Below are 17,605 nucleotides of genomic sequence, written 5' to 3' on the forward strand. Positions count from 1 at the left end.
GACTCGACGGGGTCAGCGGTTCGGCGGGTCACCGTGCGGCCAGCCACTTCAGGCCGTTGACCACGAAGCGGTTCTGCGTCTCGCTGTCGAACGTGGACGACAGGCCCGTGTTGGTGTCGTAGTCCATGGCGTTGTGGCCGAAGTCGGCGTACAGCATCCGGTAGTTGGAGTTGGTCCACAGGATCGGGTAATCCCCGCTGTACCAGGACTGGTTGGGGTCCGTGCCCAGCGGGAAGCTCGACTGGTCGACCGAGGCCAGGATCTTGACGGCGGGGTTCGACCGAAGGTTGTTCGATCAGCTGTACCACTCGCTGACCGACGAGGTGAACGTCGCGGGAGTGCCCGTGAGCGCCGGGTGTGAGGAGTTCTCGGTCTTCAGCTTGGCGGTGGTCGGGCCCCAGGTGTTGGACTTGAAGTTTCCGCTGCCCAGGAACTCGTTGTGGTACCAGGGCCACTGCTGGGCACCCGTCGTGAAGGCGGCGACATGGAAGCCCATCCAGCCGCCGCCACCGCGCATGTACTGCTCGAAGGCCGATCGCTGCGCGGCGTTCTGCGGCAGGTCGTCGAGGAACAGGACGACGTCCACGCCCTGGAGGCCGCTACCGGTCAGCCGGTTCCAGTTGTTGGTCGACTCGTACGAGAAGTTGTTCGCCGTGGCGGTCTGGGGGAACCACCTGTTCGCCTCTTGTACGAAGTTGATGTGCGCGGCGTCCCAGGTGCCGCTGTAGAAGGCGAGCACCTTGAAGTCCGCGGCCCGCTGCGGCGCCGGTTCAGCGGCCGACGCGACGCGGCCGATGGCAGGTGTCGCGGCGAGGCCGAGGAGGACGGCGAGCAGGAGGAACAGGCGGAATGGGCGGAGTGGGTGGTGCGTGGAACGTGTCCTGGTGAGGAGCATGTGACGATCCCTTCCTGAGTGGGGGACTGCCATGCATATGACAGACAGGTGGACCGAGAAGCGGGAGGTGGAAAGTGAGAAGCGGGAAACAGCAGAAAGCGCTTCACTTCTTCGATCTGAGAAGTGAAGCGCCACCCTGTCGAGGTTCTGGTCTGGACCAGGCGCCGACCGGTCGGCCGACGCCTGTCGACCGGCCGGCCGGCCCGCCCGACCGCTCAGCCAGCCGCCTTGAAGCCCCGCAGCCGCAGGGAGTTGCCGACGACGAAGACCGACGAGAAGGCCATGGCCGCCCCGGCGATCATCGGGTTGAGCAGTCCGGCCGCCGCGAGGGGAAGCGCCGCGACGTTGTAGCCGAAGGCCCAGAAGAGGTTGCCCTTGATGGTGCCCAGCGTGCGGCGGGAGAGGCGGATGGCGTCGGCGGCGGCCCGGAGGTCGCCGGTGACCAGGGTGAGGTCCCCGGCCTCGATGGCGGCGTCCGTGCCGGTGCCCATGGCGAGGCCGAGGTCGGCCTGGGCGAGCGCGGCGGCGTCGTTGACCCCGTCGCCGACCATGGCGACCGACTTGCCCTGCGCCTGGAGGCGCTTGACGACATCGACCTTGTCCTCGGGCATGACCTCCGCGAAGACGTCAGCCGCGTCGATGCCGACCTCCTTCGCCACCGTCTCGGCGACGGCCCTGTTGTCCCCGGTCAGCAGGATGGGCGTGAGCCCCAGGCCACGCAGCCGCCGGATCGCCTCGGCGCTGCTGTCCTTGACCGCGTCGGCGACCTCCAGGATGCCGCGCGCCTCACCGTCCCAGGCGACCGCGACGACGGTACGGCCCGCCGTCTCCGCCGACTTCTTCTTGGCCTCCAGCTCCTCCGGGAGCCGGATCTCCCACTCGGCCAGCAGCTTCGTGCGGCCCACGAGGACGGCGTGGCCCTCCACGACCCCCTGCACTCCGAGGCCCGCGATGTTCGCGAAGTCCTCGGGAGTGGGGAGGGTGCCGGTCCGTTCGGTGGCTCCGGCGGCGATCGCGCGGGCGATGGGGTGCTCCGAGGCGTGCTCCAGCGCGCCTGCGAGGCGCAGGAGTTCGTCGGCGTCGGTGCCGGGTGCGGGGTGCGTGCCGAGGAGGGTCATCCGGCCGGTGGTGACAGTGCCGGTCTTGTCCAGGACGATCGTGTCGACCTTGCGCGTCGACTCCAGCACCTCGGGACCCTTGATCAGGATGCCGAGCTGGGCGCCGCGCCCCGTACCGACCATGAGGGCGGTCGGCGTGGCAAGCCCCAGGGCGCAGGGGCAGGCGATGATCAGTACGGCGACGGCGGCCGTGAACGCGGCCGTCAGTCCCGACCCGTTGCCCAGCCAGAAGCCGAGGGTGCCCAGCGCCAGCGCGATGACCACCGGCACGAACACCGCCGAGATCCGGTCGGCGAGACGCTGTGCCGCGGCCTTGCCGTTCTGCGCGTCCTCCACCATGCGCGCCATCCGGGCGAGTTGGGTGTCGGAGCCGATCCGGGTGGCCTCGACGACGAGGCGGCCCCCCGCGTTGAGGGTCGCTCCGGTGACGCTGTCACCGGGTCCGACCTCGACCGGTACGGATTCGCCCGTCAGCATCGAGGCGTCGACGGCGGATGTGCCCTCGACCACCGTGCCGTCGGTGGCGACCTTCTCCCCCGGCCGTACGACGAACCTGTCGCCCACGAGCAGCTCACCGGTGGGAATGGTCACTTCACGGCCGTCCCGCAGGACGGTGACCTCCTTGGCGCCCAGCTCCATCAGCGCCTTGAGCGCGGCGCCCGCCTTCCGCTTGGAACGGGCCTCGAAATACCGCCCGGCCAGGATGAACGCGGTGACACCGGCCGCCGCCTCCAGATAGATGTTCCCCGCGCCGTCACTGCGCGCGATGGTCAGCTCGAAGGGGTGGGTCATACCGGGCATGCCCGCCGTACCGAAGAACAGCGCCCACAACGACCACGCGAACGCGGCCGACGTACCGACCGAGATCAGCGTGTCCATCGTCGCCGCGCCGTGCTTCGCGTTGGTCCACGCCGCCCGGTGGAAGGGCCACGCGGCGTAGACGACGACAGGAGCGGCGAGGGTGAGGGAGAGCCACTGCCAGTACTCGAACTGGAGAGCCGGGATCATCGCCATCGCGATGACGGGGACGGCGAGGACGACGGCGGTGATCAACCGCTCGCGCAGGGTGCGCAGTTCGTCGTCGGCGTGGGTGGTGGCTGCCGCCGCGGGATCCGGGCCGCCGCCGCCCGCCGGTTGGGGCGGGGGTGGTTCGGCGGCGGTGTAACCGGTCTTCTCCACGGTGGCGATCAGGTCCTGTACGGAGATATCGCCGCCCGCGTAGCTGACCTTGGCCTTCTCCGTGGCGTAGTTGACGGTCGCCTCGACGCCGTCCATGCGGTTGAGCTTCTTCTCGATACGAGCCGCGCATGAGGCGCAGGTCATGCCACCGATGGCGAGCTCGACGTCGACCCTGGCGGTGGCCGGGTCGCCGGGGGTGTGGGCGGCGTCGGCGGGTGTGTCGGTTGCCGATGTGGTGCTCATGACTGGCCTTCTCCTCTGCGTCGTATCCGCGTCGCCTCTGATAAATACCCTAGGGGGGTATCTGGCTCTCATTCCATGTATACCCCTCGCCCCTATCGGAAGCAAGGGTAGTTCCTCGCTTGACTTTATACCCCCTAGGGGTATCTTCGGAGGTATGAACATCACCATGAACACCGGAGTCAGGATTACCGCGTACGCCGCCGCGCTCGCCGTGACGTTCGGCGTCGCCTACGGCGTGGGGTCGGGGACGGATCCCGTCGTCGGGGAGAAGCCGCCGCCCGCGCAGCATGGGAAGGGGCACGAGGCGGGCGAGGGGGCGGGGGCGGAGAAGGAAGCGGAGGCGGAGGAGGGGGCCGGTGCGGGGGAAGGTGCGGCGAAGCTGCCCGCCGGCGGGCTCCAGATCTCCGACGGCGGTTACAGCCTTGCCCTCGAAGACTCGGCGATCGCGGCCGGGGCCCGTACGGAGGTGAAGTTCTCGATCAAGGACGAGCACGACCGCAATCTCACCTCGTACAAGCGCGAGCACGAGAAGGAGCTGCACTTCATCGTCACCTCGCGCGATCTGACCGTCTTCCGTCACCTGCACCCGACGCGGGCGTCCGACGGCGTCTGGTCCGTCCCTGTCGACCTGCCCAAGGCGGGCGACTACCGGGTCTTCGCCGACTTCACACCGGGCGCGACGGGTGAGAAGGGTGGGAAGGGCGAGGTGGCCGAGAAGGGCGAGGCGGCCGAGAAGGGCGGAGCCCATGAGGAAGGCGGCCACGCGGCTGCCGCGACGAACCTCACACTCGGCGCCGACCTCGCTGTATCGGGGCCGTACAAGCCGTCCGCCCTCCCGCCCGTCCGCGCCACCGCCGAGGTCGACGGCTACCAGGTCGCCCTCGACGGCGCCCTGACCCCCGGCAAGGCGAGCGACCTGAAGCTGACCGTCAGCAAGGACGGTGAGCCCGTCAATGACCTCCAGCCCTACCTCGGGGCGTACGGTCACCTCGTCGCCCTGCGCGCCGGGGACCTCGCCTATCTGCATGTCCACCCGGACGGCCGGTCGGGCGCGAAGGTGTCCTTCGGGGCGACGGCGCCCAGCGACGGCGCGTACCGGCTGTTCTTCGACTTCCAGCACGAGGGGAAGGTCCGTACCGCGGCCTTCACCGTGCGGGCGCAGGGTCACTGATGTGGTGTGCTGGAGGTTTGATGATGCGGACGCGCCGTACGGCGTCGTAGGCTGGCTATTGGACTAGACCTATAGATCCGAAGCGGGCCTACTGCCGACCGGTCGTCCCAGGTCCTGGCCCGGCTTCCTAGCCTCCCGAACGGAATGGGTTCCCATGAGCAAGCGTGCAGTCCTGGAGGTGATCGCCCTCAATGCCGAGGACGCTGTCGCGGCCCAGGCGGGCGGGGCGGACCGCCTTGAGCTGGTCACCGACATGGCGGCGGACGGTCTGACCCCGACGGTCGAGACCTTCGCCAAGATCCGTGCCTCTGTCGACATCTCGCTGCGCGTGATGCTGAGACTCCAGGACGGTTTCTCGGCGGGCTCACCGGAAGACGTGGACGCGCTGGTGGAATCCGTGGTCGCCATGCGGGTCGAGGGCGCCGACGAGTTCGTACTCGGCTTCCTCGACGCCGCCGGCAACGCGGACCTCGTCACAGTCGAACGGCTCGTCGCGGAGCTGGACCCCAGCCGCTGGACGTTCCACCGGGCGATCGACCGCGCGGCCGACCGCGACGCGCTGCGCAAGCAGCTCGCGGAGCTGCCCGGCCTGGACACGTATCTCACGGCGGGTTCGGCGAACGGGGTCGACGAAGGCATCCCGGTCCTGCTGGCCGAGGCGGCGTCCACCGCCCGTGGCGAACCGGGCTACGGACCCGAACTCCTCGTCGGCGGCGGCCTGCGGCTGGACCACCTGCCGCGGCTGCGCGCGGGCGGCCTGCACGCCTTCCACATCGGCGGCGCGGCGCGGCCGAACGGCTGGGGGGCGCCGGTGGACGAGGCGACGGTACGGGAGTGGCGCGAGGCGATCGACGCGTAGACGCGTAGGCCCTGCACGGCGGACGGGCTGCGTGCGCAGCCCGTCCGCAGCCCGTCCGGGGTCACTCCGCCGATTTGTCGGCGGACTGCGCGGGCTCGGCGGACTGCACGGGCTCGTCGGACTCGCCCGGCTGTGCGGGCTCCACGCGCTGGACCGGTTCTATGCCCATGAACGAGAGCACCACAATGGTCACCGCTCCCGCGAAGATCCCGATGTCGGCGACGTTGCCGACGAAAAAGCCCGCGTAGTCGATGAAGTCGACCACATGCCCGCGCCCGAAACCCGGCTCCCGGAACAGCCGGTCACCGAAGTGGGACGTGGCGCCACCGAGGAGCAGCCCGAGCGCGTACGCCCACGGGGTGGAGAGCACCCGCCACGCGTACCAGGCGATGGCCACCACGGCGACACCGGCGAAGACCGTGAAGATCCACGTCACGCCGGTGCCCATGGAGAAGGCCGCGCCGGGGTTGTAGACCAGCCAGAAGCGGATGACGTCGCCGACGACGTCGATCGACCTGGCATCCCCCAGCGCACTGACGGCCCACCACTTGGTGGCCTGGTCGACAAGGAGCAGCGTGAGGGCGACGGCGATGGCGGACCAGAACAGCCGACGGGTGGGGGCGGGGTTGGGGGCAGGGCTGATGCCGGCCTCGCTCCCGCCTTCGGCGGTGGCCGTCTTGGCCGCCCGCACCGACGCGCCGTCGCCAGCCGTACCGCCCGCACCCGCTGCCTCGACAGCGTCGCTCGTGTCGCTCGTGTCGGAGGAGGCGGTCGTGCCGATCGCCCGGTCCGCGTCGGCCCGGTCCGCCTCGGCCCGGGCCGGGGCGTTCGCCCGATGCGCCGTCTCGGCCGGGGCGGCTGGGACGGCGGTCGTACCGGCTGCCTCTGCGGCCTCAGCCGCCGTCTTCGCCTCGGGCGCATCGTTCGAGTTCACCTGGACAGTGTCGCCTACCCGGCCGACCCCGCCCAGGCGGTGTCCAGCTGGTGCGGCAGCGGGGAGCCGTGGAGCACGGTCAGGCCCGACACCGCTCGCGTCAGCGCCACGTACAGACGGCGCAGGCCCGTGCGCTCGTCCGGTTCGCCCGCGACCACCGCCGACGGCTCGTCCAGGACCACATAGTCGTACTCAAGGCCCTTCGCCAGCGACGCGGGCACCAGCGTCAGGCGGGAGTCCGCCGTCGTCTCCTCGCCCGGGGCGAGGTACGGCAGGTCCGCCGCCGACAGCGCGGCGGCCAGCTCCGGGATACGGGCGTCCGCCGCGATCAGGCCGATCGAGCCCTCGTGGCGCAGCGACTCCACGCAGGCCGCGACCACCGCACCCGCCGAGGCGTCCGCGTCCACCGCCCGTACCTCCAGCGACCCGGGCGACTCACGTACCGACGCCACCTCCGTCAGCCCCGGCGAGATCGCGGGCAGCAGGCGCGACGCGTAGGCGATCACCTCGCGCGGTACGCGGAAACCGGCCGTCAGTTCCTCGACCACCGCGTCCGGCTTGCCCAGATGCGCCAGCGCCTGAGCCCAACTCGCCGTCGCCCAGGGAGTGGTGCCCTGCGCGAGGTCCCCGAGCACCGTCGCCGAGCCGGTCGAGCAACGCCGGCCCACCGCCCGGTACTGCATCGGCGACAGGTCCTGCGCCTCGTCCAGTACGACGTGGCCGAGCGAGTGCGTGCGGGACACCAGGTCGTTCGCCTCGTCGATCAGCACCGCGTCGGCCGACGACCACTTCGCGGTCTTCAGGCCCCGCGGCGGCTTCGTCCACAACAGCGCCTTCTGCTCGTCGTCCGTGAGCAGCCCCCGCGCGTGCTCGGCGAGGAAGTCCGCGTCGGAGAGCAGCCGCAGTACGAGCTTCGCCGGGTCGACGGCGGGCCACATCGCCTTCACGGCGGCCTTCACCGCGGGGTTACGGGCCACCGCGTCCTGCACGCGGTCGTCGGGGGCCTCGCCGGATCTCTCCATCTGGACGAGTACGGCGTGCGCGATGCGCTGCGGCAGGGCGTCGTGCGCGGCGCCGTAGCGGATGTCGCGGTCCAGCAGCTCCCGTACCAGCTCTTCGAGTTCGTACGCCGGGACCCGCCAGCGCCGGGAGCCGCGCACCACCATCACCGGCTCGGTCGGCAGCGTGACGTGCGAACGGACCGCCCGGCGCAGCACCCCCGCCATGCGGGCGTCGCCCTTGACGACCGCCGTCGCCGCGCTGTCCACGCCCTGCACCCGCACCTGGCCGGTGCCCGACGCCACCAACTCGTCGACGGTCGCCTGCTTGACCTCCAACTCGCCCAGCGCGGGCAGCACTTGCTCGATGTAGTGGAGGAAGGAGGCGTTGGGTCCGATGACGAGTGTGCCGGTACGGGCCAGCCGGTCGCGGTGCGCGTACAGCAGATACGCCACCCGGTGCAGTCCCACCGCCGTCTTTCCGGTGCCGGGGCCGCCCTGCACGCAGACGGAGCCGCCGAGCCCGGAGCGGACGATGTCGTCCTGCTCGGGCTGGATCGTCGCGACGATGTCGCGCATGGGGCCGACGCGCGGGCGCTCGATCTCGGCCTGGAGGAGCTTGCTGGAGTGGACCTCCTGCGTCGGGTCGGAGAGGAGTTCGTCCTCGTACGCGGTCAACTCGCCGCCCGTGTAGCCGAAGCGGCGGCGCAGGCCGACGTCCAGCGGGTTCTTCTTGGAGGCCTGGTAGAAGGCCTGCGAGACGGGCGCGCGCCAGTCGATGACCATCGGGTCGCCGTCGGAGTCGTGGACGTGCCGGCGGCCGATGTAGAAGCGCTCGCCCTCGGCGCCCTCGGCCTCGTCGGAGCCGACGGCGTGTTCGTAGTCGAGGCGGCCGAAGAAGAGCGGGGTGTGGGAGAGGTCGGCGAGCGCCTTGACGCGGTCCTCGATCTGCGATTCGAGGACGGCGGCGTTGACCCAGTTCGCCGTCACGTCGCGGATGTCGAGGGCCTGGACGTCCTCGCGCATGGAGCGCAGGGCGGCGCGGGAGGCGCCGAGGTGGGCGCGCTCGCGGGCGAGCGGATCGGTGCCGGTGCCGGTGCTTGTATCGGTGTTTGTGCCGGTGTTTGTGCCGGTGCTTGTCGGTGCGGGGTCGTGCGCGGACACGGTGGTGCCTCCGGATGTACGCAGGCCGACGGGCCGCGACCCGGTGGTGACGGGGTGGCGGCGGCCCGGGTGTCGGCGGTGGATCACGTCAGGGCAGCCGGCCGGTTTCCGACCGGGCGGCGGCGCTCCTCGGAGGGAGGCGGGGGAAGACGGCGATTGTAGTCAGCGGGCGGCGGCGGGGCGAACGGGTTTCTCGGGGGACGCTCATCCCCTGGTAGCGGTCGGGGGCTGGGGCGTAGTCCTCGTAGGGGATGTCGCATCCTCTACCGGGACGTACGAAGCGACCCCGCTGATTCCCTCTGCGGAGCGATGTGCCGCGGTCGCTGAAGAAGCACCATTGATGTATGAGTACAGCGACGTTCACCCCGGTCCCCTCCGTGCACGCCGGCCCGCCGCACAGCGGGGCGACGGCGCTCGGTTCCGCCCCTCACTCCGGCACGCACGCACCGCACCCGTTCGGTAACGCGCTGCGGGCGGTCAAGGTCTTCGTGGCCGCCGCGTTCAGCGTGGCCGTCCTCGGTGAGTACGGGGAGGAGGCGGGCATCATGCGCTGACGTGCTGCTTCTCGCGCTCCTCCGCCCGGGAGCCACCGTCCGCGACCGCCTGCGCATCCGCGACCGCCTGCGCATCCGCGGCCGCCTGCGCATCCGCGGCCGCCCGCGCATCCGCGACCGCCCTCCGGCTCCGTACCTCCCGGCGACCGCGCCCCCTCTCTCAGTTGCCTGCCAGCAGCTCGTCGGCGTCCACGATGCGGTAGGCGTATCCCTGCTCCGCGAGGAAGCGCTGGCGGTGCGCCGCGAAGTCCTGGTCGATCGTGTCGCGGGCCACCACCGAGTAGAAGCGCGCCTCGTGCCCGTCCGCCTTCGGACGGAGCACCCGGCCCAGTCGCTGCGCCTCTTCCTGGCGGGAGCCGAACGTGCCCGACACCTGGATGGCGACCGTCGCCTCCGGCAGGTCGATCGAGAAGTTCGCGACCTTCGACACGACAAGCACCGAGATCTCGCCCTGCCGGAACGCCTCGAACAGCTTCTCCCGCTGCGCGTTGCTCGTCTCGCCCTTGATCACCGGGGCGTCCAGATGCTCGCCCAGCTCGTCGAGCTGGTCGATGTACTGGCCGATGACCAGCGTCTGCTCGCCCATGTGCTTACGGACCAGCGCCTCCGTCACCTTGCGCTTCGTCGCCGTCGTCGCGCAGTAGCGGTACTTCTCCTCCTGCTCGGCCGTCGCGTACGCCAGACGCTCGCTGTCGGTCAGATTGACCCGTACCTCGACACAGTCCGCCGGCGCGATGTAGCCCTGCGCCTCGATCTCCTTCCACGGCGCGTCGAAGCGCTTCGGCCCGATGAGCGAGAAGACGTCCGACTCGCGGCCGTCCTCCCGTACCAGCGTGGCCGTCAGCCCGAGCCGGCGCCGCGCCTGGAGGTCGGCGGTGAACTTGAAGACGGGAGCGGGCAGCAGATGCACCTCGTCGTAGACGATCAGCCCCCAGTCGCGGGAGTCGAACAGCTCCAGATGCGGATAGACGCCCTTACGCCGGACCGTGAGGACCTGGTACGTCGCGATCGTGACCGGGCGGATCTCCTTGCGCGTACCGCTGTACTCGCCGATCTCCTCCTCGGTCAGCGACGTACGCCGGATCAGCTCGTGCTTCCACTGCCGGGCGGAGACGGTGTTCGTGACGAGGATCAGCGTCGTCGCCTTCGCCTGCGCCATCGCGCCCGCGCCGACGAGCGTCTTGCCCGCCCCGCACGGCAGCACCACGACCCCGGAGCCACCGTGCCAGAAGCCCTCGACAGCCTGCTTCTGATACGGCCGCAGCGACCACTCCCGCTCGTCCAGCTCGATGGCGTGCGCCTCGCCGTCCACATACCCGGCCAGATCCTCCGCCGGCCAGCCCAGCTTCAGCAGCGTCTGCTTGATCTGCCCGCGCTCGGAGGGATGCACGGCGACGGTGTCCGGATCGAGCCGCGCACCGACGAGCGGCTGCACCTTCTTCGACCGCAGGATCTCCTCAAGCACCGGCCGGTCGGTACTGGTCAGCACGAGCCCATGGGTCGGGTGCTTGGACAGCGTGAGCCGCCCGTACCTGGCCATGGTCTCGGCGACGTCCACGAGCAGCGCGTGCGGCACCGGATAGCGCGAGAACGCCACGAGCGCGTCGATGACCTGCTCGGCGTCATGCCCGGCGGCCCGCGCGTTCCACAGCCCGAGCGGGGTCAGCCGGTACGTATGGATGTGCTCGGGCGCCCGCTCCAGCTCGGCGAACGGCGCGATGGCCCGCCGGCAGGCGTCGGACTGCTCGTGGTCGACCTCCAGCAGCAACGTCTTGTCGCTCTGGACGATGAGAGGTCCATTCACAGCCGCGCCCTTTCGTCCTTCGTACGGCCACTTCACACGGCCAAACGTCCAGTGTCGCGCATCGCCGGGGGTTTCGGGGCCGCGGTGGCCGCGTACGAGTGCGCCCGGGGCCTGGTCCTCACGGCCACCAGCGGTGCGTGTCCAGGAACGCTTGGAGGAACCTGCGGATCGCGGACGGCCTCCGCCGGCGGAGATCCCCGCTCCGCCGGGGGAAGTACCGCCGCGACTCGATCAGCGCCCCGGCGCGGTCAGCCGCGCCGGCCACACCCCGCGCCATCTCCCATGCCTCGCGCAGGACCGGCGCACCTTCCGTCGCGGGGATCGCCCCGGCGACGAGCGCCGGCGCGCACACGCCGTCGTACGGCTCGGAGATGCCGCACGTCCTGTTCACGCCCGGCCTCCAGCAGATGACGCACCACGTACCTGATCCCGTAGCCCTCGTCCACCTCACCCAGCGCGGGGTCGGCCACGAGCGACGGCAGGCCCTCGTCCAGGTCGCCCCACGGGGCGCGACAACGGACGGCGGTCGCGGCGTGGGACGAAGTGGTGCTCAACGGCCCGGATCCATCGGGAAGACGGCGATCTCCGTCTTGCCTTGGTGGAACTGGCCGTCGCCCAGGGGCTCCAGGGCGACCGCGAGGCAGCGGCCGTCGTTCGGGGACCAGGCGAGTGCGTCGATGTACGTGCGGAACTGGTGGCCCAGGATGATCTTCTTGTCGGCCGTCCGCCAGATGCACAACTCGTGCGGCCGGTCATCGCCGAGGACCAGGTAGCTCAGCTTCCGGGTGAAGCTGCCGATCGCCAGGTAGCTCCCGTCCGGGCTGGCGGCGATCTTGAACAACCGCTCCGAGGCGTCCATGACCTTGTCGACCACCTCACCCTTCGCCGGGTCGACCACGTACAGGTTCCGCTGCGCGCCGAGGAACAGTTGGGAGGAGTCGCCGGAGAAGGCGTGGCACTGGATCGGGTCCCATTTACCGGCGTGGGACAGCCGCCGGTAGGGCTCACGCCGCTCCTCGTGCAGGTCGAAACCGCCCTCGCCCGCGAGGTTCCGGCTGATCCGGTACGCGCCGTCGCCGGAGCGGCGGAGCCCGCGCTGGAAGGGTGCCTCGACCTTCGTGCCCCGGTCCACGTCATAGGCCCACTGCGACTCCTCCTCGGGCTCGTCCACGGAGGGGTAGCACTTGACCACGAGGACGTGCTCGCCCGGCACCCACATCATCACCGGCACGATCCAGTCACCGGCGTGGGCGTGCAGGGTCTCGCTCCAGTCCGCGGTGTCGTACACCCACACCCGCCCCTGATCGCTGCACACCGCCAGGTACATGCCGTCGTCCGAGAACTCCAGGGTCTCGACGTGGTCGTGCTCAAGGCTGCCCGTTGTCGTCTCGAACGGCCGCAGGGTGTATATGCGGGTTCGGACAGGTCGGGTATGTGCGGCGCGTCCTCGGCCGTCCAGCTGTCGCCGTTCAGGGGGAAGAAGGCCGAGGCCCAGGACTGTCCCTCGCTCAGGTGCGCCAACCACTCGCGGTCCGTGACCCGTATCTCGTACTCGCCCTGGACCAGCAGCTCCTCGTCCTGCCAGGCGCCATCACGCTCGTGGTAGAAGTCGTGGAGATTCTTCCACCTCGTAATAGACGACGAACACCTTCAGCCTGAGGCGGAGTTGGTCAGGATCGACTTCCAGAACCCGTACGCCGTACATGTCGGTCGACATCGTCGTCCCCCTCAATCAAGTGACTCGCGGAGACAACCGGCACCGGCGGAACCGCCTGCCTCTCCCCAGGCATCGGTGATCCTTCCAGGGGGGTCTGACAACCGGCCCGACTCGGCTGCGTAGGCGGCCCCTTCGGGGGAAAGCGGGGCGTATGGCCGGTGAGACGGAACGCAATGGTGGGCGGGCGACAGGGCGCGCCGTGGATGGTTCGGGGAACGCGATCTCGACCTGGAGTACGTCGTGGGGCGGAGCCGTGCTGCGGGTGGTCATTCTCGCCGGTGCGCTTCTCCTGCTCGTCGGATTCGCCGTTGTCCTCGCGGAGTTGACGCTCACGCCGTCCCCCGCCTCCGCGGGCGTCGCCGGGGCCAATCTCCGGCCGGGGCATTCGCTGCGGCAGTACGCCGAGGACTACACCTTCCTCGCCGCCTGCAAGCAGGTTGGCGGCAACGTGCTGATGGGCGCGCCGTTCGGGTTGTTGCTGCCGGTGCTGGTGCCGCGCAGGTTCCGGATGTTGCGGGTGGTGGTGCTGACCGCGGTCATGATGACCGTGGTGGAACTGGCGCAGGGCGCGATCGTCGAGGGCCGGGCCTTCGACGTGGACGACGTGATCATGAACACGAGCGGTGCGTTCCTCGCGTACCTGCTGCTGGGGCGCGGGTTGAGCCACCGCTTCCACACCCTGGGGTTCCGCTCGCTGGAGGCGCAGGCCCAGCGCGAGCGGGAACGGGAGCGCGTGCGGGCGGCGGAGAGGAAGGCCCGGCGTGCGGGGTGGTCACGCATACGACCGGTCGCGCGCCGTGGGCCGAGCGCGTGCGGGCGGCGGTCAAGCGCGAGCCCGTGGCGGCGAAGAAGTACGCGGCGGCCGTGAGCAGGAAGAAACCCGCCGCCGACAAGCCCGTCGCCAAGAAGGCCGCCGCCAAGAAGGCCACAGTCAAGAAGAAGCCCGCCGCGAAGAAGAAGCCCGCCGGACCCGAAGACGCGTCCCGGCGGGCCCGGAAGTAGGCGTTACGCCGGGTCGTCCGCCAGTTCCGCGACGCCCGTGATGCGGTGCAGCGGGTACGTGCGGACCTCGTCCGCCGTGTGGTCGTACGCCGTCACGAAGCCGCCCTCGACCCGTACCGGCGCGATCACGCGCTGGCTCGCCGCGCCCTCCGCGTTGACGTAGCCGATCCAGACCGCCGACCCGGTCAGCGCGGCGGCCTGGACCGTCGCCAGGGTCTCGGCCGATGTCGTACGGGGCAGCTCACCGCCCGGCGCGGCTGCCGCCGCCGGTTCGGGGAGTGTCTTGTGTACGACGGTCGCCGCCCGGTCCCCGGCCCGGATCGCCCGCACCGCCGCGCCGAGCATCGAAGGCGCGGGCACCGGCGGGCCGTCGGGAACGGGGGCCGGCGGCGTACGCGGCGGGGTGCGGTGCGCGTGGGCGCGGGTGACCAGGACGTCACCCTCCGCCGACTCGGCGGCCGGTGCGAGGCCCATCACGCGCAGCCCGTCCAGGAGCGTCGTGGGGTCCGCCTGGGCCGCGAGGACGGTGGGGGCGAGGCGGCGCAGCCGCAGGCCGTGGGAGCGCCGGTCGGCCAGGATCTCGTCCAGGACGGCCTCGTCGTCGCAGCGTACGTACGCCGACGCGGAGCCGATCCGCAGATGTCCGTGCCGCCGCGCCATGTCGTCGATGAGGTAACTGAGCGGCTGCGGTACCGGCGTACGGCTGTGGGCCGCGAGGAACGCGTGCAGGTCGGACGCCGACAGCCCGGCGTCGAGCGCGCGGCGTACGGACGCGGGCGTGAAGCGGTAGACGGTCGCGCCGCCGCGCGACTCGATGTCGGCGATCACGGACAGCGTCTCGGCGAGCGGACGCAGCAGCGGCCCGGGCGCGACGGCGGTGAGGTCGGCCTGGAGGAGGACGTGGTCCAGCGGTTCGGGGAGGTGTGGCGCGAGGGCGCGGGCGGCTTGCAGGCCGGTGGCCGGGAGTTCCGCGCCCGTGGCGGCGCGGGAGGCGGGCTTCGGGAACGATCCCATCGCCCCGCCGTCCGCCGCGATCAGCGCGCGGCCGTGCGACGACAGCGCGCCGCGGCCGGTCACGCCCAGCATCTCCGCCTCGTTCAGGGTCCACGCGGCGATACGCGCCCGCAGATCCTCGGGCCGCCCGGCGACCGCGCCGCGCAGCGGGCGTTCCCAGCGCAGCCGGGCGAGCACGCTCTCGGGGTCGGGGGCGGTGCCCTCCGGGAGGCTCGCGAGCAGGTCCAGTACGTGGCGCCGTACCTCCGGCGCGGCGCCCCGGTCCAGGTCGGGGCCGAGCGCGGCGAGCGTACGGCCCTTGCTGTCCTGGCCGCCGACGAGGCCAGCGGTGCGGGTGGCGCCCAGCCAGGCCGTGGCCAGCCGGGCCCACCGCTCGGCGGGCGGCAGGTCGGGCCACTGGTCGTAGGCGGGCGTCGGCGCGTACCGCTCGTCCGCCTCGCCGTCCGCCGCCAACAGCCCTGCCGCGTAGGTGAGTTCGACCCAGAACGCGGCCACGGGCTCGGTGACGTCCAGTGCGGCGGCGGTGCGCTTGAGGTCGCGTACGGAGAGGCCGCCGGCGCGCAGGACGTTCGGGCCGCCCTCGTTCCACTCCTTGGCCAGCTCCTCGATGGTCTCCAGCGCGGTGTACGCCTGCGCCGCCGCCGCGCTGTCCACAACCTGTGGACGGCTCGCGGACGGCAACGACGCGGAGGGGTGCGGCAGGATCGCCGGCGGCTCGGGCTCGGCGTGCCGGTGCGCGCGGCCCCCGCGCAGATGCAGCGCGGCCTCACGCGGCAGCACGACGGTGCGCGTGGAGGTCGGCAGCAGCAGCCCGTGGTCACGCAGCCACTGCACGGGCGGCGCGGGCTTGGAGGTGATCTCTCCGTACGGCGGCCCCCACACCAGCCGGTCGAGCACGGTCAGCGCGTCGGGCGGGGCCGTGTCGAGCAGCGCCGCCATGCGGGTGCGGTCGGTGAACAGCGCGGCCAGCGCGGTGACCGCCGAGACCGGGTCGTGCGTGGAGGGCAGACCGGCGGTGGTGATGATCTCCTGGATCCGGCCGGGCGACATCCCCGCCGTGGCCTCGGCGACGGTCGGGCCGAGCCCCGTCGGGGAGGGGTGGCTGGGGGACGGGGCCAGGATCTCGCGGGCCGTACGGACCAGCCGCAGCCGGTCGTCGGCGCCCCAGATCAGCGCCTGCTCGCGCAGCGCGGCGACGGCGAGCGGCAGGGCCGCCTCGACGCGCGGGTCGCCCTCGTCGCCGGTCATCAGCGCGCGTACGGCGTCGTACGGCGCGGGGTCGGTCGAGGCCGCCAGCGCCTCGGCGGTCTGGAGCGTGAAGCGGTCGAGGCGCTCCAGCGCCCGCATGACGGAGGCGCGGGTGCCGGCCCGGGTGGCGAGCTGGCTGAGGTCGTTCGGTACGGGGCTCAGCAGGTCGGGACGCGTGCGCAGCAGGGCGGCCAGCGCGTCGTTGTCGCGGGTGCGCAGGGCCTCCGCGAGCGTACGCGGGGGCGTTCCGCCGGTTCGTTCGGACACGTGCGCCTCCAGGGGCGGCTAGCTGGTTCCCATCCGCCCCACGTTAGCCCCTGTGGGACGCCTGACCGGGGTGTCGGCCGTCGAGGGGGCGTGCGGCGTCCCCGGGGTGTCCCGGGTTTGTTGACAGGCGCTGGACAGCTGCATGTAATGGAAGTGGTGCCGCGTGGTGCCGGCCGAAGAGCAGTGGGCGGGCCGGTGACCGGGCGAGCACCCTTCATACGAGGGATCCGCCATGAGTACCTACTCCGCGACCCGATACGTGACCGTGTGACCGCGTGACGTAGCGAGCCGGCGCACACGAGCGCCACCGCACGCACGTCGCCTCTCACCTCGCGCTTCTTGCCTCGCGCCTCGCGCTTCTCATCTTTCGCTCTTTCGCTCTTTCGCGGTCCCCGGCCCCGGCTCTGCCGTGCGCCGACGCGGCTGCCTTCATCCTCCGGAGAACCAGAAACGCATGCCCACGTCGTTCAATGAATCCGTCATCGAGGAGTTCCGCGCCAACGGGGGACAGGTCGGTGGCCCCTTCGAGGGCGGGAATCTCCTCCTGCTGACCACCACCGGCGCGACATCGGGAACCGCCAGGACCACCCCCCTCGGGTACGTCCGCCACGGCGGCTCACTCCTGATCGTCGCGTCCAACCTCGGAGCCCCCGGCCACCCCCACTGGTACCGCAATCTGCTCGCCCACCCCGTGGTGGACGTCGAGATCGGCACCCGCGCCTACCAGGCCCTCGCGGTCCCGGCCGAAGGGGCCGGGCGCGACGAGCTGTTCGCGCGTGTCGTACGCGAGGCCCCCCGCTACGGCGACCACCAGGCCGAGACCGCCCGCACCCTGCCGGTCGTGGTGCTGGAGCCCGCCGTGCCCGACGACGGACAGAGCCCGCGCGAGGTGCGGACCCTCGCCGACAAGATCCTTCAAGTCCATGACCAACTCCGTGTCCAGCTAAGGCTGGTGACGGCGGACGTCGACGCGCACCTCGCGGCGCTCGCCGCGCACGAGGGTCCCGGTGCGCCGCCGGTACCGGGCCTCGGGCTCCAGATCCGGCAGCGCTGCCTGGCGTTCTGTCAGGCGCTTGAGTTCCACCACACCAGCGAGGACGGGCATCTGTTCCCCGGGATCGCCCGCTACCACCCGCGGTTGACCGATGTGTTCGACCGGCTCCGCGCCGAACACCGTACGGTCGCGCGCCTCCAAAACGGGCTGGTGGCGTTGTCGGCCGACCTCGGCGCCGTCGATCCGCCCTACTTCCGTGGGGAGTTGGCGCGGTTGACGGCGGAGCTGACCGCGCACCTCGACTACGAGGAGGAGACGATCCTGCCCCTCGTGGCGGAGGTGCCGTGGCCGCCGGCTCCTCCTGCCTGATGCCGTGACCGGGTCCGCTCGTCCGTGCCGTACTGGACGTACGGGGACGAGCGCGACACCATCGGCCGCAGGTAC

Annotated in this window: 13 protein-coding genes and 1 pseudogene; 6 read left to right on the plus strand and 8 right to left on the minus strand. The window is 71.3% G+C overall.

The features are described from left to right. Positions 1–40: 40 nt before the first annotated feature. Positions 41–895 (minus strand): annotated as a pseudogene (locus tag OG700_RS22270) (ThuA domain-containing protein); the annotation flags it as partial. Positions 896–1,110: 215 nt separating this feature from the next. Continuing rightward, complete coding sequence (locus tag OG700_RS22275) at positions 1,111–3,435, minus strand: heavy metal translocating P-type ATPase (RefSeq protein WP_405616230.1); 2,325 nt, start codon at positions 3,433–3,435, stop codon at positions 1,111–1,113. 166 nt (positions 3,436–3,601) lie between these two features. On the opposite strand from OG700_RS22275, the gene OG700_RS22280 reads away from it, so the two are divergent. Both OG700_RS22280 and OG700_RS22285 read left to right on the plus strand, forming a co-directional pair. Next, entirely contained in the window at positions 3,602–4,606 is a 1,005-nt protein-coding gene (locus OG700_RS22280; RefSeq protein WP_405621880.1) for a hypothetical protein, read from the plus strand. A 154-nt stretch (positions 4,607–4,760) separates the two neighbouring features. Then, positions 4,761–5,465 (plus strand): copper homeostasis protein CutC, encoded by a 705-nt coding sequence (locus OG700_RS22285; RefSeq protein WP_405616232.1) that lies wholly within the window; start codon positions 4,761–4,763, stop codon positions 5,463–5,465. 61 nt (positions 5,466–5,526) lie between these two features. Here the strand turns inward: OG700_RS22285 and OG700_RS22290 are convergent, their stop codons facing one another. Both OG700_RS22290 and OG700_RS22295 read right to left on the minus strand, forming a co-directional pair. Continuing rightward, a complete protein-coding gene (locus tag OG700_RS22290) occupies positions 5,527–6,399 on the minus strand; it encodes a signal peptidase II (protein WP_405616234.1) in 873 nt (290 codons plus the stop codon). 14 nt (positions 6,400–6,413) lie between these two features. Beyond that, positions 6,414–8,423 (minus strand): HelD family protein, encoded by a 2,010-nt coding sequence (locus OG700_RS22295; RefSeq protein WP_405621882.1) that lies wholly within the window; start codon positions 8,421–8,423, stop codon positions 6,414–6,416. A gap of 482 nt (positions 8,424–8,905) precedes the next feature. Here OG700_RS22295 and OG700_RS22300 point away from each other — a divergent pair, with 482 nt between their 5' ends. Continuing rightward, positions 8,906–9,115 carry a hypothetical protein gene (locus OG700_RS22300; protein WP_405616236.1) on the plus strand — a complete coding sequence of 70 codons (210 nt, stop codon included), beginning with the start codon at positions 8,906–8,908 and terminating at the stop codon, positions 9,113–9,115. A gap of 160 nt (positions 9,116–9,275) precedes the next feature. Here the strand turns inward: OG700_RS22300 and OG700_RS22305 are convergent, their stop codons facing one another. From OG700_RS22305 to OG700_RS22315, 3 genes are all read right to left on the minus strand, one after another. After that, positions 9,276–10,919, minus strand: coding sequence for a DNA repair helicase XPB (locus OG700_RS22305; protein WP_405616238.1), 1,644 nt, complete (start codon positions 10,917–10,919; stop codon positions 9,276–9,278). Between the two features lie 118 nt (positions 10,920–11,037). Next, positions 11,038–11,310 (minus strand): hypothetical protein, encoded by a 273-nt coding sequence (locus tag OG700_RS22310; RefSeq protein WP_405616240.1) that lies wholly within the window; start codon positions 11,308–11,310, stop codon positions 11,038–11,040. Positions 11,311–11,469: 159 nt separating this feature from the next. Next, positions 11,470–12,444, minus strand: a complete 975-nt coding sequence (locus OG700_RS22315) for a WD40 repeat domain-containing protein (protein ID WP_405616242.1) — start codon at positions 12,442–12,444, stop codon at positions 11,470–11,472. Positions 12,445–12,787: 343 nt separating this feature from the next. Between OG700_RS22315 and OG700_RS22320 the strand changes: the two genes are divergently transcribed. Both OG700_RS22320 and OG700_RS22325 read left to right on the plus strand, forming a co-directional pair. Continuing rightward, complete coding sequence (locus tag OG700_RS22320) at positions 12,788–13,504, plus strand: VanZ family protein (protein WP_405616244.1); 717 nt, start codon at positions 12,788–12,790, stop codon at positions 13,502–13,504. Further along, positions 13,501–13,638 (plus strand): hypothetical protein, encoded by a 138-nt coding sequence (locus tag OG700_RS22325; protein ID WP_405616246.1) that lies wholly within the window; start codon positions 13,501–13,503, stop codon positions 13,636–13,638. The genes OG700_RS22320 and OG700_RS22325 overlap by 4 nt, the downstream gene beginning before the upstream one ends. Positions 13,639–13,641: 3 nt before the next feature. On the opposite strand, the gene OG700_RS22330 is transcribed toward OG700_RS22325, so the two are convergent. Continuing rightward, positions 13,642–16,167, minus strand: a complete 2,526-nt coding sequence (locus tag OG700_RS22330) for a helicase C-terminal domain-containing protein (RefSeq protein ID WP_405616247.1) — start codon at positions 16,165–16,167, stop codon at positions 13,642–13,644. 454 nt (positions 16,168–16,621) lie between these two features. Here OG700_RS22330 and OG700_RS22335 point away from each other — a divergent pair, with 454 nt between their 5' ends. Then, positions 16,622–17,530: a nitroreductase/quinone reductase family protein gene (locus tag OG700_RS22335; protein ID WP_405616249.1), complete on the plus strand. Its 909-nt coding sequence runs from the start codon at positions 16,622–16,624 to the stop codon at positions 17,528–17,530. The last annotated feature ends 75 nt before the right edge of the window (positions 17,531–17,605 follow it).

The organism is Streptomyces sp. NBC_01508, assembly GCF_045040315.1.
GTDB lineage: Bacteria > Actinomycetota > Actinomycetes > Streptomycetales > Streptomycetaceae > Streptomyces.